The following is a 24,216-nucleotide window of genomic DNA, read 5'->3' as shown; positions in this document are numbered from 1 at the left end:
GTTAATGGTTTAGTAGTGAAAGCTTGTAACAAGTCGGGTGCTTGCTACAAACTAGGGGGTAAGTAAATATGCTTGGAAAAAATAATAACGTATGGGCAGTCCATTCTAATCTTAAAGAGCATTATAAGGCATATAAGTCAGGTAAATGCTGGGCCTATATACGACTTGCTTCTTTATCCCTAGGTGCCACGTTAATTTTAAGCAGTCTTGGATTTACGGCTTCAGCGGCAACGACCACTGCGGAAGAGACGGCTACTCATTCAGTGAATGATACGGGTCAAACCACCACCGCAGGAAAACAGCCTCAAACGGTGACTTTGTCAACAGCTAAAACAATTTCAAAGCAGGCCCAATCTACGGATTCCTCGACAACAGACGTGACAAATAAGAATGATTCTGCTAAAGCGGAGTCAACCGATACTAGTACTAACTCAACAACTGACGTGTCGACGGAAAGCTCGAGTGAAAAATTGACATCGGTTACAAAAGCTGATCAGAACAGCTCGTCTACCGTGCCAGTTTCATCCAACGCTGTGAATCAAACCGATGGGGACAATCAGTCAGATGAAAAAACTAGTGGTACAGCGGCTGTAAAGGAAACAGCGTCCGGTCATGTTGATGGCAGTGAAAGTAGTTCTGCTATGAATGTTCAAACAGCAGCCAACAAAACTGCGGTAGTGGCTAAGGATGTCACAACTAGCACGTTAAAAACTGCTGCGTTAGCTAAGAATAATACGATGGATTCGACTATCTCAAAAGTAGCGACGAATAAAAACGTGAGTGTTAAAAGTTTGCTTATGCGGAGTGTTAGTTTACCCGTAGCTGCAGCGGTTAATTTATCGTCGACAAAAAGCACTGCTACTTTATCGGCGGATACAACCTCGGTGGGATATGGTAGTCCAACCGATGCGACGGGGAAAGTTACGGTCACTATCGACTTTACTAATGTACAAAAAGACGATGTACTTACCATTAAACTACCACATACAAGTGTACTGTCGTTTAATAGTCTCGAGGGTTTACTAGGAAGTCAAGCAACGTTTAGTCGCGATGATAATAGTAATCCGGGTTATACAGTTTTAACGCAAAAAATACAACAGGATCTTGGAATCTTACAGCAGCGATTAACTTTAACAGCTGATAATAATTATCAAAAAAAAGCAACCCCGATGACGGATATTGGACAAACAAATCCTGTTCTTACCGTAGCGTCAAATGGTAACGATTTAGCAAGCTTAACTTTTACGCAAAATATTCAACCAATTGTTCATCTAAGTAATATTACGCGCACACATCCAAATACTAATACAAGTCCAGTTAAAGTAAAGACAGATTATGTTTATTCCTTCAATGTTAACGAATCTAACGGTGTCGGCAATGTTACTGGTTATGAAGATTATCAATCTGCGCAAGTTAATTCGGCTGACAACTATGGTACGGTTATTACAATTCCCGTACCAACAGGTTTTACTTTAAACAATCAACTTACGAATAGTTTAAACAGCTTTGATGATGCTACAACGATTACTCAGCCAGAAGGCTCTGGTGGTAACATTTTAATTACTGTTCCTAAAGGATCAGGTAAACAAGGCTATCAGTTTGCGCCAGGCTATCAATTTGTTGGGTCTTATAATATCGCTCAGCCTGTAACGGATGAAATCTTGAGAGCTGCTGGTAATTTGAAAGTTGTTCAGAAGCTTAATGATACGGGAACAATCAACTTGACAGCTGAGGGAAGTGTTTTTTCTGAAAGTCTTACCGGAAATAACACGGTAACGTTATCAAGCGACAGAATTACCCCCTTGGTTGAAGGCAATAGTTCAGGTGATACAAATAGTTTGATTTTAGATAATGATCCGTCAAACGACCCGGATTACCTCGCTAGTTATGGATTTACAACAAACTTAACGGATGTTCTGGAAAGTGGAATTAATCTTAAAATTACGGTGCCAGATGGGATTCATTTTACAGGTCTAACGACGCCAGATGATTTGGTGAATTCGTCACAATATTTACCCAATACAACGGCCTATGCTTATCAATTAACATATCGAGATGGTACTACTGAGAATGGAATCGCAGCGGCTGGTACCAAGATTGTTGCAACTAATCGAACCAAACAAGTAGCTTCAATTGTGTTAACGCCAAATTATCTAGCCGCGGGAGCGTATACAACAAAAAAGGCTTTTACGTTGGAAGGAACATTACTTTCGACTTATAGTGATGGCTCGTTGGTACAAGTCGGTGATAAGCTTAATTTTACTAATGAAATTTCATATGTGGCTAACCCTGAAATTAAACAAACTAATGTTAAAACGCAAACTGTTGGTGTTCCGACTGCCTACGTTTATGGTGGTGTTCAGTTTCAGAAAAGCACAACGCCTGGCGAAAATGTTGCGGGTAGTATGAATGTATGGCCCACGGGAAATAATACACATACGACTTATGAGGTTTTTGAACCAACTTTTTATTATGTTTTACCCGCAGCTTCGCGGTACATTGGATTCTCTAGTGGTAAAAAGGAAGATGAAGCTAAGGCCAAAATTTCAGAATCATTTACTGATGATGGTCGAACTGTTATTAAAATTGATTTTAAAGGTACCGGCATGTATATTAACACCAATTTATCTGGTAACATTCAGGTGAATTTGGGTAATAGCATTGATGCTTTACCAGGATCATATCCGTACGAACTCTATATTTATTCACCAGTGACTAAATTAGCTCAAACGGAGCACGTGACGAATACATCTTACACGGACGGCAATGCGGATGCTATTAAGTTTGGATCTGGTAACTGGATTATTAGTGTTGCTAGTACGTTGACTGAGTCAGTATTTGCGCAAGGTAATCAAGATTTTTCACCAGAAACTACGGGTCGTTCAGATGACCGTGGCTCGGATACCGCAACCTTTTATACGAATATTGTCAGCACCTTTCAAAATGGTACGGCGTCAAATGTTGTCAGTTTATTGAACTTACCGAACATCAATGATGGCAAGTCTGGCTATACATTCCAGTTAAGTGGCCCAATAACGTTACCAAGCCACTACACGACTACCAACGGTGCCAGCGGTACGGCCATTAATGGGACCGTCCTATATTCGCCAAGTCTCCAGACAGTAACCAATGGTCAATTGATTGATACGACGGGCTACCTAACTGCTGATAAAGTCACGGATTGGTCGGCGATTCGTTCAATCATTATTCAGCTTAATAATTTTGGCAATCTTAGTGCCACGGGCCGAATTAAAATTGCTGGTAAAATCGTAGGTGAAAAGACTGATTTTCACCATTTGGCCGGAACAACTGGATATTTGCAAACTAACATGGAAATAAATCAGCAACTTTCAACGAGTGAAACCAGTTTATCCGTTACCGGCACTTCAACCGTGACAGCTAGACTACACTACGTTGATGCGAATGGTGAAGATCAATATATCGCGCTGGATGACTTGAGCCAATCATTAAAAAATAATAATGATGTTTTAAAAGATATTTATCCAAAGTTAATCACTGATTTCAATGCAACGGATCAAGCATTAATTCCTAAAAACTATGTTCAAGGATCTGAAAGTTACCATTACATTACAACGGCATTGACGCCAACGAGGATTGGTGACGTTGCGACTTATGATACCGATGGTGAAATTATCCAGTATGAATTGGTCCACCAACATGACACCAGTTTGACGGCTCAGACGACGGATACCGTGCACTACGACGGTTTGCCGGAAAGCAAACTCCCAAAAGATAAAACCGTGACGGTTGATTGGACGGGGGATCGTGATCAGGTCACTGGCGTGACCGTTTATAAGCCAGTAGTGAGTGATTCGACGAACTTAACGATTAAAACCTTACCGGTTCCGGGTTATGATCCGGACCAAGCTGAAGTAATCTTTACACCTCAACAATTAACGGTCTCGGAAGCGGACAAGCTTCCACAAGATGAAAAGGTGACGGTGACGTATAGGGCACAGCAACAATCCTTCACGATCAAGTACGTGGACGATGATGATAAGGAGTCTCAAGTTGGCGATGTGATTCAAGAAACAGGTTTAACGGATACCCCTTATAACTGGACAGCGACAGCGCCGGATAGGTATGAACTAGCCCCCAATTATGAAATTAACTATCAAGGACAATTTAAGCCGGGAATACCTAATGTAGTGATCCATTTGATTCACCATCACACACTGTCAGAAACGACGAGTTATGATAACGTTACGTATACTGGTTTACCAGCAGAATTGTTACCAGCAGATCAACAAATTACAGTTCATTGGACGGTTGATAAGGACGACGTTTTGCAAACGGTTACGTATCTGCCAAAGGCATCGAAAATTACGTATGGAATCAAATCCTTTGACGGATATACGGTCAGTCCTAATGCAGCTGAAGGAAGTTTTACGCATACAACGTCTAACAAGGCACCACAAGATGAAACTCAAACTGTTCAATATACTGCTCAACAACAATCCTTCACAATCAAGTACGTGGACGATGATGATAAGGGGTCTCAAGTTGGCGATGTGATTCAAGAAGCAGGTTTAACGGATACCCCTTATAACTGGACGGCGACAGCGCCGGATAATTACGAATTAAAACCGGGTCAGATCCTCAGTGGTGCGGGCACTTTTAGCGTCAACATGACTGACGTGGTGATCCATTTAGTTCATCATCATACGTTTGCATTCATGACCAGTTATGATGATGTTACGTATACGGGTTTGCCAGCAGATAAACTGCCAACCAAACAGCACTTAACGGTTAATTGGACTGTTGATAAGGATGATGTTTGGAAGTCGGTTGCCTATATACCGGCAGCTCGTACAGTAACTTATAAAATCGACCATTTTGCAGGTTATACCGTTGATCCAAATGAAGTAAGCGGCGTTTTCACGCATATAACGTCACACCAATTTCCGACAGATCAGCATCAAACGATTACGTATACGGCTCAAGAACAGCTTTTTACAATTCAATACGTGGACGATGATCGGAATCAAGCACAAGTTGGTGTGTTGATTAAAAAAACGGGGAATACGGATACTGCTTATCAGTGGATAGCTGTGGCACCGTCAAAATATATCCTTGCAACGGATCAACCACTCAATGGTAGCGGGATTTTTAGTCCTAATATGCCTAATGTGGTGATTCATTTAGTTCATCAACATTCGCTGTCACAAGTAACTAGTTATGACAAGGTCATCTATCAGGGATTACCAGCATGGAAAAAACCCGCAAATCAGCAATTGGCGGTTAATTGGACGGTCAACCAAGACAATGTGTCTAATGTAACGACCTATACGCCAACTGCTACTACGATAGCTTATGAAATCAAGTTCTTTGATGGTTATACAGTCGATCCTAACCCAACACAAGGTTACTTTATCCATCGGGAATTAACTACGTTGCCACAAAACGAGACTCAAACGGTTTCATATACACCACAAAAGCAGACCTTTACGATTCAATACGTGGATGATGATAATCATGGGGTGCAAGTTGGTTTGCTGACTGAAAAAAGTGGGTTAACGGATACGGCGTTTCACTGGGAAGCAGTTGCACCGACAAATTACTGGTTAGCAACGAATCAAAAAACAGATGATGCCGGGAGATTCGAAGCAAGGATGGCTAATGTGGTAATTCATCTTGTCCACCAGCATACATTTGCGTCAATGACTAGTTATGATCAAGTAACTTATACTGGATTACCAGCAAGTAAATTACCGACTAAACAACGATTCGCGGTTAATTGGATTGTCGATTGGGACGACATTGCAAATACGGCAATTTATATGCCGACAACCACGCCGGTCACGTATGACATTGAACATTTTGCAGGCTACACGGTTGAGCCAAACATGATGACGGGGACTTTCACCCACACAATATCAACTGTGACTCCACACGATGAAATGCAAACGGTCACGTATACGGCCCAAAGTCAGTCCTTCATGCTACAATACGTGGACGACGATGAGGGTGGTAAACCAGTTGGTCAGGTCACCACAGAAACGGGTCCAATGGATGCGGCCTATGTTTGGACGGCCATAGCACCCGATAATTATGAGTTAGCAACTAATCAAAGAACTAGTGGTGCGGGTTTCTTTGGCGTTGATATGGATAACGTAGTGATTCATTTGGTTCACCGACATGCCTTATCGCAGTTAATCAGCTATGATACCTTGATATATCAAGGGTTACCACAGGAAAAGTTGCCGAATTCGCAGAAATTTGCCGTTAATTGGCTGGTTGATCAAGATGAAGTTTTGGGGACCGCAACCTATCAAACCCCATCAAGCAAGGTAAGTTATTCAATTAAGCATTTTGCCGGTTATACGGTGGATTCAGCCGCTACAGCTGGGACCTTTATTCACGCAATGACCGGGGTAGCACCGCACGACGAAACACAAGTGGTCACGTATACGGCGCAAGTACAATTCTTTACAATCCAGTACGTAGACGACGATGAAAATGGACAGCAGGTAGGTGACCTGAAAATTGAGTCTGGAAACACAGATACTCCGTATCATTGGAATGCTACGTCACCCGCAAACTATGCCTTAACAGCTGGGTATCCGACCAATGGTGCGGGAAGCTTCACCGTTAACATGCCCAACGTTGTTATTCATTTACGTCATCAACATGATCGGAGCTTAACGGCTAAAACGACGGACACGGTAACGTATACTGGTTTACCAGCAAGTAAATATCAACCCAATCAACAATTAACGATTAATTGGACGGGGGATAGAGACCAAGTGACCGGCACAGTCGTTTACACGCCGACAACGGGTGGACAGACGTTCAACACACCCCAGATTGACGGATATCGAGCCGACCAAAATGAGATTACATTTACACCAGGTAAGCTCACCCAGAAGCCCATGGATCTCAGTCAGACGGTGACGTACATGCCCCAAATTCAATTCGTTAACATTAAGTATGTGGATGATGATTGTAACGGTGCTCAAGTTGGAAAAATTACGAAACAACGTGGTTGGACGGACGCCCCGTATTCTTGGACGGCACAAACACCTAAGAATTATGAGCTAGTGCCAGGTCAAGCAACGAGTGGTCAGGGCACGTTTGCAACGGATGGTAATTTCATCATAATTCATGTTCAGCATGTCCACCAATTAACGACGCTGACAACGGTGGTGCGTGTTGATTACACTGGTTTACCAGCTAGTGAAGCTCAATCACAACGCTCGCGGCTCATTAACTGGCAAATGAATACGGACTTAGTGACTCGTACGCAAACGTATATACCCAAACCAACGACAGTGGTGATTACAACTCCTACCATTGCGGGCTATACGGCGGATAAAAAAACAGTTATATTTAAGGCTGATAACACTACGATGCCACCAGTTGACCGACAAATTACGGTAACGTATACTGCTCAGCCAGCTAGAATGGTGGTGCAGTACGTAGATGAAACTCTGGGTAAAAGCATGCCTGAATTGGATACCGTTTTAATCGGAGTAACAGATCAAACGGGACAATATGTGGTCGTAATACCGCAGGGGTATCAACTTGGAAAAGGTCAGCATGCGACGGTAAACTATCATTTAACAGTTACCAGTGCAATGCAACCACTGATTGTTTATTTAGACCACCAATTCAAAGCTGGGACCATGCAAACGGTACGGACGATTCATTACACTGTGATGGGTGCAGCCCAGTTGGCACCACAAGCGACCGTTCAGACGGCTTGGTGGAATACCAGCACGGATTTAGTTACTCACGAACTGACTGCGTCGGCACAGACTGGGTATACAGCGGTACTAGTACCACAAATTAAGGGTTATGTTGCGAGTCAAACTAGCGTTCCGGGAATTTCTGTAGCTGAAATTGAAGCACACGGTTTAGATAATCAGCAAGTGTTGGTGACGTATACGGCATTACCGAAAGTATCAGTACAACCAAAGACACCGGTTAAGTCGGAAACACCAGCGCAACCAAAGGCACCGGTTAGATTGGGACAGTCAACGCAACCGGAAGCACCGGTTAAACCAGTGGGGCCTCAGCAGGGAGTTCAACTAGAAAAAGCTCAGCCACACCGTGTCACATTGATTAAACCAACGTCGATACCGATTAGGTCACACTCGGTAACTCAACCGAGTATCACAACAAAACGGGATACCCAGCACTCTACTACTGAGTTACCACAAACGAATGAACAATCCCGTGGTAATGGAGCTTTACTTGGCGAATTGCTACTAAGTTTGTTAGCCTTGGTGGGCGTTGATCGAAAAAAATGGCATAATTAATGACTTAGCTGTTGAATGGGGCCTTCAATGGTCTTTATTGGATAGTAAGGTTAAAAATAAACCTTAGGGTTGGACACTGTTAAACTGGAAATTACTTCGGCTTAACAGTGTTTTTTTGTGTCTACAATGTGATTTCTGTGCTGATTAAATTTATAAAAATTATAATGCTAATCTGAAATTAAAATTTGTGATAAGTAGTTGTCGTTTTTTAAGCTTTGAATGTGTTAAATCAACGCTTTTTCGTTATTTCCTGCGTATGTGGGGATAATTCCGGAGTAATGAGTGCAATAAAAAACGGTGTCCGTTGTGGGACACCGTTTTTGTAGTAATTGGCGTTAAGCTAACTTTAACTATTTTTAATCACCAAGCCAGTAATAATGTCGGCACAGTCTTCGCAGGCGTCCAATACTTTTTCAAAGCCCGCGTAAACCTTTTGCCAGCGAATGACTTCGATTGGGTCGGTTTCTTCGGCGAAGAGTAGGCTTAGGTTTTTAGTGTACAGGTCATCACCTAGTGACTCGATTTTATTTGCGTTTTCAATGTTTTGATCAAGTGTCTTTGAATTCTTATAGTGCGAGAATTCTTTAACGGCCTGGTCAACTGAAGCAACGGCGTCACAAATTAATTTAATAAACTGATTGGTGTTCGGTCGCATTTCGTGAATATGTAAATAGGCGAACTCGTAAGTTAAACCGTCCATACCATCGATAATGTTGTCTAACTTGTCCACTAACTGGACGATGTCTTCGCGGTCGATTGGGGTGATGAAGGAGACGTAGAGTTCGTGCATGATCTTCTTAATGTCGTCATCACCGGCATCCTCAATTTGGTGCATGGTGGTACTCTTTTGGGGGAGCTCATCAGCATCAAAGTTCGTAATAATCTCGTCTAGAACCGTGCTGGCTTGCAGTGCGTTGGTCGATAGGTGTTCCATGGCTTTAAAAAAATCAAAACTCTTTTTTCGTAACATTTTGATGAACCTCCCTTTAAAAGATGGTGATAAATAGTTTGGACATGAAGTAGGCGATAATACCGCAACCGGGGAAAGTTAAGACCCAGGCGAGGACCATGTCACCGACGATGCTCCAGTCTACGGAAGAAAGCCGCTTAGCCGCGCCGGTTCCCATAATGGCGGTCGTTTTGGTGTGGGTCGTGGAAACGGGAATGCCAAATAGGGAAGAGATCAGCAGTGTAATGGCCGCGCTTAAATCGGCAGAGAAGCCCTGGTAACGTTCCAATTTAACCATGTCCATGCCGACCGACTTAATGATCCGCATGCCGCCGACGGAAGTGCCGATACCCATGGTAACCGAGCACAGGACCATGACCCAGATCGGGATTGTGAAACCGCTACCAGTTTTGTCCGCCAAATTGTTGTAGTATAACGTTAACATGAAGACGCCCATGAACTTTTGTCCGTCCTGCGCACCGTGAAGAAAAGCCATGGCCATGGCACTGACGGCTTGTCCCACCGTGAAGAACTTATTAGCTAGGATGCGGTTGACCCCTTGAAAGACGTAGATAATTAGTTTGGTAATTAAATAGCCGCCACCTAAACCTAAAACGGTAGAAACCACCAGCCCAATTAAAACTTTTAACTACTCGGTGGCATTAACGGCGTCCAGTCCGCCGAGGGCGATGGCGGCCCCCGTCAAACCGGCAATCAACGCGTGCGATTCACTGGTGGGAATACCAAACCACCACGCGGCGACGGACCAGCTAACGATGGCAAATAACGCAGCGGCAAGCGCGATTTGACTAGTATTGCCCGCACCGTCAAAACTAACGATGTTACTAATCGTTTCCGCTACTTGGGCGTTGAACAGTGTCATGACCAGCGCACCAAAAAAGTTCATGACTACGGCGATGCCAATCGCCACGTGCGGTCGTAAAACTCGCGTTGATACCGCAGTAGCAATGGCGTTGGGTGCGTCCGTCCAGCCATTGACGAAGATTACCCCCATAACGAGGGTGATGGTTACAATTAACGCAATCGACATAAGACCACCTACTTTACTTTTTTGTCGGTAGAATAAATGAATTAATACGATGTTGAAACGCAAAGTCCCCTTGTGTGAATAATAACATGAACCGCATGTAAAGCCTACGGGTAATAAATATTTTCATAATGGAAGGCCTATTTACAATTAAAAATGTGAAGGGCGTCAGGTGTAAAGGCTAAGCTCAATTAAAGCAACTTGCTGGTGTGCCAAAATTCGTTTAAGTGATTTAAAGTGTACGTACACCAGTTAGCGGTACTGTCATCGTTAGCTTCTTGGGCTTTGACTTGAACACTTCGTAGATAATTAAGCGCGGTGACGTACGCGCTTTTAGCACGACAACTTTCTAAATAATAGTCACGAACAATGGGATCATTGCAATGGAGTAGGCAGAAATTTTGGCTAGCTTTGGGTGTTAATCGCAAGTCTTTCATGACGGCAATACGATAGTGGACCCATTCAATTGGCCCAACTTGCTGAGTTAGTGGTGAATGGTAGGTTGTATTTTGAAACTGGATTAACTTTTGATCAATGAGCTTTAACTTAGTCCGTAATTCGCGTGGCTCAGTATAGAGCTGGTCATTAAAAAGTAAGTTTTCAACTGATGCTGATTGAGGAAATGGAAGTGTGGTGACATTGGCACAATACCAGTGAAACATGTATTGGTTTAATGACGGGTCTTCTTGGCGTGCAAGTCGTGACCAGGCAGCTTGAATATCCGCCTCAACTTTGGCGAAGGTATTGACGGGTGATAAGTGGTTAAGACGCGTTAGTTTGCGGAAGAGGTGTGTTGATAGGTTAAAGGCTGATTTGAATTTTTGAGCGGTAATTAGCCTTTCGAGGTTAACTTTGAAAAAATATTGTAAAATTGTTTGAAACTGCGGTGCCGTACTGGGGGTTACGCGACCCTCATTATCGGTAAAATGATGAAATAACGTTGTAAGCTGTTTGGATGGGGACTGGGTATTCGTGTCAATGAAGTGTTTAAAAACAAGCGTCTGGAATTGTTTAAAGTGGTCAAAATCTTTCGTGAGTAGTTGGCGTAGGTAGGCTTTAATTTGATGATCAGTTGCCTGCTCCATTAGTTGATCTAACTGTTCCTGTGAAACGTCTAAACGGGTAACGTTAGTCATCGGTCGAGCTTTGGTAACATAGTAAAGAAGCGCCGCCATGTGTTTACAATGGTTACCCGCTTTTGCGTAAGGACAGTCGCAACTTAAGTCACTGGTGTGTTTATGCTGATAAGTGAGTGCAACGTGGTAGTGGTGGGTCCCGTTTACCGTGGCTGATTGGTGAACTGCATCGTGGACATAGTCATGAACTAAGCCGCGTTGGTAATAATGCCAACCACGTTGAAGAATTGTGGGTGTAAAGAGTGATTGCCAAGCCATTTTTAGTTCTCCTTTCTGTAAAGTTTCTGTTACGCTTACTATACCAAATTACAGCTGCTGAAAGCAGTTGTGGCGGAAATTAAAGTGATAATTGAGTGTTTATCTAAAATACACGCAAAAACGAGTTCAAAACTTTCTAAACTAAGAAAGCTTCGAACTCGTTTTTTGTGAAAAGTCATTAATTAATGACGACGTTTAAAACCGGCCGCTCCGAGTAGGGTGACGAGTAGGGCAAGTCCCGCGGTGATTAAGCCGCGTTCGGCCTGTTCGTTAGTCCGTGGCAACTCGGGCGTCGGTTTAACGAACGCTCGGGCCGGTTTTACTGAACGTGCAGCTAGCGGTTGAACGGTGGTAGTTGGCACTTGCGGTGACCGCTGCTTCAAATTCAGTGGGGCGGGTTGGTGTGTCAGCTGCGGCAGTGACGGATTGGGCCGAGGCTGCTTAGTATCCGGTTGCTCAGTAATTGGCTGTTCAGGTTCCGGTTGTTCGGGCGCGGGCTTATCAACGTCGGTTGGTGGGGTCACTTTGTCCGGTTTCTCGGTCGTTTCTTGATCTGCGGCGTAAGTGACGACGAACGCCAAATCATTGCTTGCCGGTTGCACGAGTTGGGCCGTCACCTGAGTTAAATCGTTGGCATGGTCCGTAGTTGCCGTAACGTGCATGCCGGAGACTACTGGGTTCAAAACGGCTGCAAAAGTAAGAGCCGGCGAGTAAATCGTCCAGTCGGCCGTTAAAGGCTGCCCCTGAGCGTTTAAGCTCGGCACCGTGGCAGCCCCGGCGTAGGTGTAGGTCACAGTCTGCTGACTAGTTTGATCCGTCACCGTCAGGAAGGTGATTACTTGTAATTTTGGCACTGCGACTGGTTGACCAGCTTTGTCCTGGTAGTGGATGGTTTCTCGTACCTGCCGGGTCGTTGCCGTGTAGGTGTGCGGGATACCGTCGTAAGTGACCGTAAAGTTTAAGTTAGCGCTAGTTGGTGTTAGGTGTTGAGCCGTAATCTGGGCCAAATCCTGCGGTGATTCAGTCGTGGCTACGACCCGCATGTCGGCAACGCTGGGGTGTGCCACCGCGGCCAAAGTAATGGGCTGAGTATAACGGGTCCAGTCGCTGTCTAACGGTTGGCCATTTTCATCCCACGTCGGCGTCGCGACGAACCCGGCATGGTGGTAAATGGTGGCTTGGTTGGTCAGTTGGTCGGTTAGGGTGGCAAAGGTCGTCGTCCGCTGGTTCGTTGGGGCAACCGGTTTGCCAGAGCGGTCTTGGTAACGAATCGTCGCCGTTACGCGGGTCGTTTGGACGTGGTATTGATGCGCGTAAGTGACGGTGAAATGCAACGCTTGATCCGTCGTGGCTGGCATAACGGGTTTGGCTGTCACTGCTGTTAAATTGGCACTCGGGTCGGTAGTGCGGATGACGGTGGCCCCCGTTATGACCGGGTGAGTGACGGCCGGCAACTGCAAATTACTGGTGGGCGTATAAAGGTCCCAAGCATTGCTAGTTGGGATCCCGTGAGTATCAAGCTCCAGTGTCGTGGCCGTTCCCGCATGGCTATAAGTCCGTACTTGCTGGTTAAACTGGTCGGTGACGGTGGCAAAGGTCATGCTATTCCGGTACTCGGTTGCAAGCGGGTGGCCGGCCGTATCCTGATAACGAATGGTTTCGGTGACGGGGGTGACCCGCACCGTAAAGTCGTGGCCGTAAGTGACGGTGAAACGTAGCGGCTGGGTCGTGTCCGTGATGGTTTGGGCGGTAACCTGAGTTAAATCCTGGGCCGGATCGGTCGTGGCAACGACGTGGGCGTTAGCAATGACGGGATTAACCACCGCGTTAAGCACGAGTGGTGTTCCGGTGGCGTAAGGTTGCCAGTCAGCGTTGGGTTGACCAAACTTGTCAAGGGTGATCGTCGTTGCGGCGCGAGTCGTGACGTACATGCCGACCTGGTCAGTATACAAGTCGGTGATCGTTGCAAAGGTGTAGTCATGACGTGCGCTAGTCGCGGCGACTTCGCCATCCAAGTGATTATAATTGATGGTTTCGGTCACTAGTTTTAAGTGGGTCGCAAAATCGTGAGCGTAGGTAACGGTAAACGCTAAGTCCGCGCTCTGCGGTGTAACGGGTTGTGCGACGACTTGGGCTAAATTCTGAGCCGGGTCGGTCGTACTATGCACCGTTAAGTGGTCAATAACCGGGTTAACGACCGCCGCAAAGTTAACGGTATTATGGAATTGCTGCCACTGCTGATCAATTGGGCGACCGTTTTCGTCCACCGCAGCAGCCATTGCGTGACCAACTTGGTAGTAACTGGTGTCGGTAGCCGTATAAGTGTCGTGGACGGTGAGGAAGGTTAGTTCCTGGGTCGTTGTCGGTGCAACGATTTGCTGATGAACGTCGACGTAATGAACCCTTTCCGCAACGTGGGTCGTTGTTTGCGTGAAATCATGACCGTAAGTGACGGTATACGTCAGGTCGTCACTGGCGTTAGTAACGGTTGGGCCGATGATTGCGGTCAGGTCACTCGGATCCGCCGACGTGGCAATTACGTGTAAGTTGGTTACGTGCGGGTGGTTTACGGTGGCAAATTGGACCGGTTTACCGGCCACATAAACGGTCCAGCTGGCATCAGTTGGTTGTCCCGTTTGGTCTAATGCTAAGTCGGCAGTGGCGTTATGGTTAACGTAAATGACCATGTTACCGGTAACTTGATCGGTTGTGGTTGTAAAGTTAATGGTTTGGACGTGGTTAGTTGCTACCAGGGTTCCGGTTTGGTCTTGATAACGGATCGTTTCACTAACTGTCTTTGGCGCTAAAACAAAGTTGTGGGCCAGCGTGATGTCATAATTTTGATTAGCTTGATCAAAAATAATGGTACTGGAACCGTCCGCGTTTTTGGTCCCGTCTTGGACTAAGCGGTAGCCCTTAGCTAAGTACGCTTTAATTAAAGCGGTGGCGTCAAACGTACTGGTTGTCCCGATGGCGCCCCGTAACTCTGGATTAGTTTGGTAATCAAGTGTTTGTAACGTTTTGCCAGTTGTGAGGTCTTTAACGGTAACCGTCGCGCGGTGGGCCTGAACGTAAACAAAACGAACGGTTTGCTTACTGTTGTCAAATGGAACGTTAACGTCTTGGCTAATATCACGCCAACTAACATTGTCCGCGCTAGTTTCAACTTTTTGTAAAACGTAGTTCGGAAAGTCACGGTCGTAGTCACTGAGTACTAAGGTAGCGTCGGAAGTACCGGTGTAGGTAGCATCCGCGCTGTTTGGATCGGTGATGGCCACAAACTGGCCGTCGGTATTCATCGAACCGTACTGAACGGTCAAGTTCCATGGTAAAACATCTTTGTAAAAGAGAATCGTCCAGTTTTTAGTTTCCTTTTCCAGCGTGGTGGACCAACTAGCTTGAGCGTTAGCCTTACCGTTACCGGCAATGTAATCGGAATACAGACCAGTCCCGTCAAGAATCAGGCCAGAAAATTGATAGCCGTCACTGAGCTGTTGATTAAGTAACGTCATGACGGTGGCGTTCTTTTGAACGTTGACCGTATCACCAATTTGACCAGAGATAACGGTGGCGGGGCCGAGATTCAGTTGTTGCCCGTTAGCTTGCAGCAACTGAACGTTAACCACCAGTTCACTAGTGTTTTCGGCTAAATCGTATGGTTGGATAATGTAGCCGGCAAAGCTGCTGTTGGTATCCGCCCAAGTTGTTGATAAACTGCCGTAGTTTTGACTCTTGGAGTTATTTAACAAGTTATACCAAGTTAGGGTGTTACTGTTAGCGTTGCCGGTATCGGAACTAGACGGGTACAGAGTTGGGTATAATTGGTGTTCAGCGTTATCAAAGCCACGAATCGGGAGGTTGTCAGCTTTAAGATCCTTGACGATAAATGACGGGGTTGTGTACGCGTAAACACCTCCGTCAGCACTATTTTTACCACTTTCCAGTTTGGTATTTAGCGTAATCGGTGCCAGTAAAATATGCTGTTGGGATAACTCGGCATTGGCTTTAATATCAAGGTTGGTGTCGGTAGCTAACGGGGAAATATTTGCAATCTGGTTATAGGGTAGTCCAACGTGAGTCAGGTTTGGTTTGTGACCCAAAGCAGAAATATCGCTTATAGAGAAAAGTGCAATGTCGACGCTTTTGAGTGTCTGGATATCCTTTAGGGCCCGAATATCCCACAAATTTCCGTTTTTCATGGGTGTCCCAAAAAGCGCGCTACTAACACTCACGTTGGGGTAGAGGGTCTCCAAACTAGTCGCGTTTTGGAGCCCTTCGAGGGACTTCATCGACATCAGGGCGTAATAATACTGAGTTGGAGTGGTGCCATTGGCAGTTGTTGCTTGCTGGGCTTCGGTAGTCGTGATGTCAGTAACGGTTGCAAGGTCCGCCTTGGTAAAGTTATTTCGAAAATCAGCAAAGGTCGCGTACTTCGAAGCAAAGTTATTTTGCCAAATAAAGTATTGCAGACCTGAATCTGGGAGCCATTCGTCGATGTAGAGTTGCGGGGAAGTGAAGGGAGAATCATAATCGTAGCCCTTAGCATCCGCCGCAATCTTAGTTGCATAAGTTTCGCCTAACCATGCTCCCGTACCCTGGACTTGGTGTTTAGAATTGTAACCATCAATGACACGTAAGTCCGAGCTAACCCCGTTAGCATCGGTGTGATCGTAGGTGTACTGCAACTGATTCGTTTTAGAGACATTAAAGGCTGATTGCCCTTTAATTTGGTTAGTTAACTTACTAGGATCTGTAACGTTGATCCCGGTCTGAACCGGTGTGCTTTCGGGAACGGCCGCCGCGTAAGGCGTTTTTAAAGCGGTTGGCTGGATGGTCGTTGTCGAATGAGGACGCGTGTTTTCTTGCGAGCTTGGGAAACTGGAAGGCGATGGCGCTGAACTAGCCGGTGCTACTGAACGGCTTGCTTGTGGCTGCTCTGGCGCAGTGTTGGGCGATAGCGGGGCGCTTGTAGATTTTTCCGTTGGTGCCGGGGTGGCCGTGGAAGCGGTCGTCGGAGCTGGTTGCTCGTGATGGGTCACACCGGTGCCATTGGTTGTCGTTCCGGTGGTTTTGCCGGTTACCGTAGTTGTTGGTGCTGATGAATCTTGAGTTGACGTAGCGGTCGTTGCCGGTGTGGTTGGTTCCGTGGTCTTTGGATGGCTGGACGTTGCTGGGAGCGTGACCGTTTTGTTAGCTGTTACGGTGGCACTACTTGAAGTTGTAGTTGCCGGTGTAGACGTTTCACTAGCTTGGGCGAGTGTGTCTTTGTGTGGTGATGATATAAATAGCCCCATGCTGGTTACAGTAATGCCAGCAATCAGCCAGCCTTTGTGTGTTCTGTACATTTTAAAGCGTGTTTTTGGTTCCGTGTGAATCATGATTAACCCCCCTGAATGTCAACTTCCAAAGAGAAATGCGTAGTCACCAGGCGACGGAGTCAATGGCAGTTGTAAAGCCTAAGATTATAAACAAGTTGTGCACTTAATTATTTTTTAATACAATTTGTATTATACCTTAATTATCAAATGATGTTTACTTTTTTGAAACGGTAGTATGAGTAAATCAATAACCAGGGATATTCTGAACGGGGTTAGTCAAATGGATTGGGGTGTGAAATTCAGCTAGTCAGGAACTCTTTAGATAGGGTAGATTATTCTAACGGTGGGAACGTAGCGTGTTTTGCGCGTAAATCGTATCCGAATGTGGGGGATAGCCTAAAAAGGATGGTCCGGTACGTTAGTCAAATTATGATTAAAAATAAAATATTGGATTTGAAATGATAGCATTGAATAGTTTGTGTGAATTATAACTAAATTGGTATTACCAGCAATAAAGATTGATTATCCATTAATAGTTGATGGGTAAATGATTAGAACAATATGTTAAAAAATTTAACCATAATATTTTGAAATAAGGTTTTACTTTGTGCAGAATTGAACTACAATGAAGTTGTAAATGAAAACGCTTCCAAATTTTGACATGGTTTGATTGAATTTGAATTTATTTGACTGGATTTGATGTTAAGTTACAAGGAGGTAATCTCATGAGTAGTCGTGATGCAGCAAACGTTTTATGGTTTAATGAATTACATCGTCAGGATGTTAATTTAGTTGGTGGGAAGTCTTCGTCACTCGGCGAAATGACTTCGTCAATGGACGTACCGGTTCCTTACGGTTTTGCAACCACCGCCCGAGCGTACCGGTACTTTATGCAGGAAACGGGGTTAAACGATAAAGTTAACGCGTTGCTGAATGGAATTAAAGACTACGAAGATTCCGACGAACTACACGCGACTTGCGAGCAAATTCGGAACCTGATCGTGGGCGCCACGATGCCAACTGATTTGACCAATGATATTCAAAAGGCCTATGTCGATTTGGCGGATAAAGTGGGCCAAGCCAATCCGTTCGTTGCCATTCGTTCATCCGCCACGGCTGAAGACTTACCAAACGCGTCGTTTGCCGGCCAACAAGAATCTTATTTGAATATTAAGGGTGCCGCCGACGTGGTTAACCGGGTTCAGCAGTGTTACTCTTCGCTGTTTACCGACCGGGCGACCTACTACCGTCATAAGCAACAATTCCCGTACGAAAAGGTTGCACTTTCCGCGGCCGTTCAAATGATGGTCTTCTCAAAGGCTTCCGGGATCATGTTCTCGGTCAACGTCGCAAACGGTGACGATTCGAAAATTGTGATCGATGGGATTCGTGGTTTGGGCGAATACATCGTGTTGGGTAAAGTGACCCCGAACCACTTCGTTGTGGATAAAGCTTCCATGAAGATCGTGGAACGCAACGTGGTTAAGCAACCAGTTGAGTTAATGCGGGTCGCAAACGGCGGAACTAAGGAACAAGCCGTGCCCGCCGAACTACAGGAAAAGCAAGTCTTGACCGATAGTCAAGTTATCGAATTAGCCGGTTACGCTAAACAAATCGAAAAGCACTACGGCTGCTACATGGACATGGAATACGCGTTGGACACGAACACCAACCGGTTATGGATCGTTCAGGCCCGGCCAGAAACCGTTTGGTCACAGCGTAACAAGGCGGACAGCAAGGAAGCAAAGGACGAAAAGAGCGTGGCCGCGGCTGACGCTAAAGTAGTTGTTCGGGGATTACCGGCCAGTCCGGGTTTAGCCAGTGGCGTGGTCCACGTGATTGACAGTCCCAAGGACATTGATAAGTTTAAACAGGGTGAGGTTTTAGTTACCCTGATGACGTCACCGGACTGGGTTCCCGCGATGAAGAAGGCGGCGGCCATTGTGACGAACAACGGTGGGATGACTTGTCACGCAGCCATCGTTTCCCGGGAAATGCAGATTCCGTGCATTGTCGGGACTGAAAGCCGGCACGTGGCGGCAACCGACGTTTTGCATACGGGCGACGTGGTCACCGTCGACGCTAAAAACGGGGTGGTTTACCAAGGTAAGGTCGAAGGCATCTTGAAAAAGGCTGCCCCGGCAACCGGCACGGCGACCCAAGTCGTCGCTGCCGAGAGCTTCGCGCCAACCGCAACGGGCGTTATGATGAATTTAGGTGATCCCGAATTAGCTGAAAAGTACGCCACCTTACCAGCTGACGGCATTGGGTTGATGCGTGAAGAGTTCCTTTGGACGACTTACATCCACGAACACCCGCTCTACTTAATTGAAGAAGGGCACCCTGAAAAAGTGGTCGACATGCTGGCCGACGGAATTTCGAAAGTTGCGCGGGCCATGGCACCCCGGCCGGTCGTGTTACGGCTATCCGATTTTAAGTCGAGCGAATACCGCAAACTTAAGGGTGGCGAAAAGTACGAACCACACGAACCAGCTGATCTATTAGGTTGGCGGGGGGCTTCCCGGTATTACGATCCGAAGTACGTGAACGCGTTTAAGCTAGAACTCGCCGCTGTCAAAAAAGTTCGTAACGAGTTTGGACTTAAAAACCTGAACGTAATGATTCCGTTTGTTCGGACCGTCGATGAAGCCCAGAAGGTAACGGACATCATGCGTCACGAGGGACTCGTCCGCAACGCCGACTTCAAGGTTTACATGATGGCAGAAATTCCGTCAAACATTATTTTAGCCGACCAATTTAACCAATTCATTGATGGCTACTCAATCGGCTCCAATGATTTGGCAATGTTGATCCTCGGTTGTGACCGGAACAACGACAAGGTGGCCAGCTTGTTTGATGAACGTAACTTAGCCGTTAAACGGGCCATTCGGCACCTCATTACGGCGGCGCACAAGGACGGGAAGACCGTTTCAATTTGTGGGCAGGCCCCGTCTGAATATCCAGAATTCACGAACTTCCTGATTCAAAGCGGGATTGACTACGTTTCCGTTAACCCGGACATGGTCAAAGAAACCAAGCGTAACGTGGCCCACTTTGAACAACGGTTGATGCTTGATAAGGCGACTGGCCGTGGATTGCAAGATCCGACCGACTATGATTGGAATTAAAATTTAAATCGCTAGTTTAAGGCTGGTACGAGAAAATTCTCGCGCCAGCCTTTTTTACGGCCTTTAGGGTTTCGATTCTTCACAGATTATATTTATTAATTGAATATTATTGATAAATATTCACGCTATTCCAAATGCAAGCAAAAGTGGGAAATTGCGATGGTTCTTGAATTATTAACATAAATATTAAAGATAAGGCCATAATTCTAATACGCTTACAATTAATTTTGACAATTTACAAACGATTAAATAAACCTTTTATAGCGTGTACAGACATGGTAATCTAGTGTTCGCTGCTTTAAAACTGAACAATTAATCGAGGAGGAAACAGCATGCAGAAAATTTGGCAATGGGTGCTCCTGCTATTTGCCGGGATTATTTTCATCAATTTTAGTCCCCCCCTGACTAGTCACGCTCGTGAGGTAACTGAAGCCGTTGGTCTTGATGCCAATAGTGCCATCATTAAAGACGACAAGGGTAAGGTTTATTCACATACTGAACAGCTGCCGGAAGCCAACCATTACACGGTCAATTATAAGTGGCGAATTCCGGATTCAGCTAAAGTTCGGAGTGGGGATACCATGACGTGTTACGTACCCAGTAACGTTCACGTGACGGAAGACCAAAGTTTTCCCATTGTTGGTAATTTGGGTGGTTCTTTAGGAACCTTCTTTATTGCCAAGGGTGCAACGACCGGAACCATGACGTTGAACCGGGCTTTACAAATTGCGACCCTAAGTCGGAAAGGTTACTTAAACTTTGACGTGTACGGGAACGTTCCGGCGAAGCCCACGCTGCCGACTCCGCCACCCGCGCCGGCTCCAACGGCTCCGCTTGAATTGCATAAGGCGGCCGCTTGGACTGATGTCAGTGACCAGACAAAGATCAATTGGTCGGTTGACTTGACGTCTAACGGTCACCGGTTATTGGATCCAAATTTTACTGATAAATTAAGTTCTAATCAAACTTACGTGGAGAACAGTGCTAAGTTGACTGACGACTTGGGCAATAACGTTCCGGTCAGCGTCGAGACCGCTGGGACGGAAATTTATTTTACAATTAAGGGCTCCTACCAATCGAATCTGCATCTGACTTACCAGACGACAACGGATAATCCCAATAATACCGATACGTTTAGTAATTCGATTCACTATACGGATAGTAACGGCAATAGTGCTAACGCTGCTACCAGCATCCATCGTGAAGGTAGCGATGACGTTGACGAACCTGAGCCACCCGTGACGGAACCGGGCGAACCCGAACCGGAAGATCCTGAACCGGAAGAGCCGGGAACGACGAGTCCAGTTGATCCGGAAGCCCCAGGTGAACCAACACCAACGGAACCGGAGAAGCCGGGGACGACGAACCCGGTTGACCCGGAAGCCCCAGGTGAACCGGCACCAACGGAACCGGAGAAGCCGGGGACGACGCACCCAGTTGACCCGGAAGTCCCAGGTGAACCGGCGCCAACGGAACCGGGAAAGCCGGGGACGACGAATCCAGTTGACCCGGAAGTCCCAAGTCAACCAGCACCAACGGAACCGGAGAAGCCAAGCACGACCGATCCAGCGAAACCCGATGTCACTGAGATGGCTGATTCGGAAGAAGCTGGTAATTCTGGTTCAGGTAAACCCGGAACCACTAACCATAACGATGTACTGAAACCGAGTGGCTCGGATTCCAAGCCAGCAACGTTACCCGAAGTTCCGGGGATTCCTATGCCGGATACTCCGGGTAAGCCAAATTTGGCAACGCCGCACCGCCCAACTATCACGGCTGGACGAGGGGATGTCGTTACGGGTAATGACGTATTTACGGTGGTCAATCAAGCTAAAACGACGCTAGGTCAACTATTTGCAATGGCGAAAGGTGACCAGACGCCGCAATCGTACCAGCAAACTGCTAATACTAATGCGAAGCAACCAGCCGAACAACTACCACAGACCGGTGAACAACGGCAACAAACGTTGATGATTATCGGTGTAATTGGATTGGTCTTATTAGCGCTTATTGGTGGGATTGTCACACGACGTAAAAAAAGTTAATTTATATTTAACCCACTATTGGCAAAAAAACTGTCAATAGTGGGTTTTTAAGTCACAATAATAATGAAAAGGTCCTGGAACAAACTAAATTATTTACAAAAATCAACTATTTTATTCTGGCTAACCTTGATAAGCCTTTCCCTGAAATATACAATGATTCAGGGAGAAGATTATGAATTTTATAAAAGAGAATAATACAGTGAAAAAAGCAGTAGTGAAGTTAGTCGGATTGGTAACGGTAGCGACCGCCTTTGGTCAGTTGGGGATACACGCAAAGGCCATGGCTGTCAGGCCAGTCAGTGCACAGGTTGCCACAACGGTGGGCAAGCACACGACGTCCAAGTATCAAAAACGTCAAGATGCCGTTAAGGTGAGACCGGCCTACCGGACAACGGTTTACCGGGCTTACGACCTTGTTGATGGCACCGTGGGTAGTAATCAGCGGATTAATTTTAAGACTAAGTACCGCCTCAACCAATTAAACGTGATGTACGTTGATCACCGGATGAATATTGATAACGCCGTTTATTACCATTTCACCACGACGACCGGCCAAAAGGGGTGGGTTTGGCGTGGTTACACGCAGGCTTACACACCTAAAAACGCCGTTAGAAATCGTAAAGCCATTAAAAAAACGGTCTACGTCCAACCAGCTTACCGATTAAAAACTAGTAATAAAAAAGTTTATAACTTTAAGGTGGTTCGGAAGCATACCAATTTCATTAGTAAATATAAATTAAATAAATTTACGAAGTTTAAAGTGACTAAGCAAATGACGGTTAAAAATGCTGTTTATTATTACGTTACTAGTGCCAAGTCAAAAGGCTGGGTTTGGCGCGGTTACACGACACCCAAGAAGCCGTTGATCAATACTTACTTGGCAACGGAAATAAAGCAGATCATGAATAACCACCACCTCCGCGGCAAGGTATTGGTGATTAACGGCAAGCAAAATAACCGTGATTTGGAAGGTTATGGCTATGCGAATTATGGGCGCCGTATTTTAAATAATAAATCTAACGTTCTTTATCAGGGGGCTTCGCTGCAGAAAGCCATGACGGGGGCCATGATGGTCCAGCTCATTACTGAGTCGCAAAAAACGAGTCATAAGATGAGCCAAAATACGGCCATCAGTCGTTGGTACCCGAACTTGACGGGCGCTCGCAATATTACGGTGGGGAACTTGCTGACCCAGACTTCCGGGATTATGGACAGTAATTCTGAGAAGGTACCGGGCTGGCAGTTAAGCGAGCAACAGGCCGTCAATCAGGCAGTTAGTCGCATCAATCGGGTCGGTGTTTCAAGCAAGTCCTACCATTACAATAATGATAACTACATCTTGCTGGCGGGGATCATTCGGGCCTATACCGGCAAATCGTATGAATATAATTTACAGAAGCGGATCATTAAACCGCTGGGCTTGAAGCATACTTATATGTGGAATACGGTTTCCAATAAGTACGTTAAGGCACGCAGTTATAAGTTTAATAATAAAAATTATCAACAAGGGGTTAACCCGAATAATAAATTGCTATCCTACATTATCGGGGCGGGCAATATGTATACCACTCCCAATGATTACTATACCTTTGAGCGGGGCCTACAAAATGGGAAGATCCTGAATTACGCTGATTACCAGTATTTGACCGGACTTAAAACGCGGTCGGGGAATGGCTATTCGGGAGGCATGTACGTCCGCCACAACGGAAACATCAAGGTGGTTTACGGTACTTTGGCCAAGAACCACGTTGGTAACTGGGTCCAGCTGACTAAAACTAATGGTCAGGGGATTATCCTGTTCACCAACCAAAGCAACAGTGCGGATGACGTTAAACAAGCCGGTTACGAAATTTTGAGTAAGTTTTCAAACCAGTTTGACGCGCGTTAAAAATAATCATTTAAAAATTCCAGCGAAGGCCCGTTCGGCTTTTAGCTGGAATTTTTGATTTGGTCATAAAAGGCGTGGTTACCGAGTAAAGCGCAAAAAACATCACGATCCCCAGTCGTGATGCCACATTGATTTCCGTCACATACATTATCTAGCTGCCGTCA

General features: G+C 45.8%; 7 protein-coding genes and 1 pseudogene. 4 read left to right on the top strand and 4 right to left on the bottom strand.

Annotation, left to right across the window (positions count from 1 at the left end; genetic code table 11):
- Positions 1-68: 68 nt before the first annotated feature.
- Positions 69-8,282: a mucin-binding protein gene (locus D1831_RS08075; RefSeq protein WP_125072423.1), complete on the top strand. Its 8,214-nt coding sequence runs from the start codon at positions 69-71 to the stop codon at positions 8,280-8,282.
- A gap of 346 nt (positions 8,283-8,628) precedes the next feature.
- Here D1831_RS08075 and D1831_RS08070 read toward each other — a convergent pair whose 3' ends face one another.
- The 4 genes and pseudogenes from D1831_RS08070 to D1831_RS08055 all read right to left on the bottom strand — a co-directional run bounded on the left by D1831_RS08070 (position 8,629) and on the right by D1831_RS08055 (position 17,051).
- Entirely contained in the window at positions 8,629-9,252 is a 624-nt protein-coding gene (locus tag D1831_RS08070; RefSeq protein ID WP_125072422.1) for a DUF47 domain-containing protein, read from the bottom strand.
- Between the two features lie 16 nt (positions 9,253-9,268).
- Positions 9,269-10,282: pseudogene (locus D1831_RS08065) on the bottom strand (anion permease).
- A 188-nt stretch (positions 10,283-10,470) separates the two neighbouring features.
- Entirely contained in the window at positions 10,471-11,673 is a 1,203-nt protein-coding gene (locus D1831_RS08060; protein WP_125072421.1) for an SWIM zinc finger family protein, read from the bottom strand.
- 182 nt (positions 11,674-11,855) lie between these two features.
- Entirely contained in the window at positions 11,856-17,051 is a 5,196-nt protein-coding gene (locus D1831_RS08055; protein ID WP_125072420.1) for a mucin-binding protein, read from the bottom strand.
- A 665-nt stretch (positions 17,052-17,716) separates the two neighbouring features.
- On the opposite strand from D1831_RS08055, the gene ppsA reads away from it, so the two are divergent.
- The 3 genes from ppsA to D1831_RS08040 all read left to right on the top strand — a co-directional run bounded on the left by ppsA (position 17,717) and on the right by D1831_RS08040 (position 24,052).
- Positions 17,717-20,119 (top strand): phosphoenolpyruvate synthase, encoded by a 2,403-nt coding sequence (gene ppsA / locus D1831_RS08050; protein WP_125072419.1) that lies wholly within the window; start codon positions 17,717-17,719, stop codon positions 20,117-20,119.
- A 332-nt stretch (positions 20,120-20,451) separates the two neighbouring features.
- Positions 20,452-22,164: an LPXTG cell wall anchor domain-containing protein gene (locus tag D1831_RS08045; protein ID WP_125072418.1), complete on the top strand. Its 1,713-nt coding sequence runs from the start codon at positions 20,452-20,454 to the stop codon at positions 22,162-22,164.
- Positions 22,165-22,363: 199 nt separating this feature from the next.
- The gene (locus D1831_RS08040) at positions 22,364-24,052 is read left to right on the top strand and encodes a serine hydrolase domain-containing protein (RefSeq protein WP_158610650.1); all 1,689 of its coding nucleotides are present in this window, start codon (positions 22,364-22,366) and stop codon (positions 24,050-24,052) included.
- Positions 24,053-24,216 lie beyond the last annotated feature (164 nt).

It is taken from the genome of Lactiplantibacillus garii, assembly GCF_003885105.1.
Taxonomy (GTDB): Bacteria; Bacillota; Bacilli; order Lactobacillales; family Lactobacillaceae; genus Lactiplantibacillus; species Lactiplantibacillus garii.
Note: the sequence above shows the minus strand (reverse complement) of the source record. Positions and strands in the feature narration are given on the sequence as shown.

What these genes read in the sequence shown, in the direction of transcription:
- D1831_RS08075 (WP_125072423.1), top strand. Translation starts at nt 69, where the DNA reads ATGCTTGGAAAAAATAATAACGTATGGGCAGTCCATTCTAATCTTAAA.
- D1831_RS08055 (WP_125072420.1), bottom strand. Translation starts at nt 17,051, where the DNA reads ATGATTCACACGGAACCAAAAACACGCTTTAAAATGTACAGAACACAC.
- ppsA (WP_125072419.1), top strand. Translation starts at nt 17,717, where the DNA reads ATGAGTAGTCGTGATGCAGCAAACGTTTTATGGTTTAATGAATTACAT.
- D1831_RS08045 (WP_125072418.1), top strand. Translation starts at nt 20,452, where the DNA reads ATGCAGAAAATTTGGCAATGGGTGCTCCTGCTATTTGCCGGGATTATT.
- D1831_RS08060 (WP_125072421.1), bottom strand. Translation starts at nt 11,673, where the DNA reads ATGGCTTGGCAATCACTCTTTACACCCACAATTCTTCAACGTGGTTGG.
- D1831_RS08070 (WP_125072422.1), bottom strand. Translation starts at nt 9,252, where the DNA reads ATGTTACGAAAAAAGAGTTTTGATTTTTTTAAAGCCATGGAACACCTA.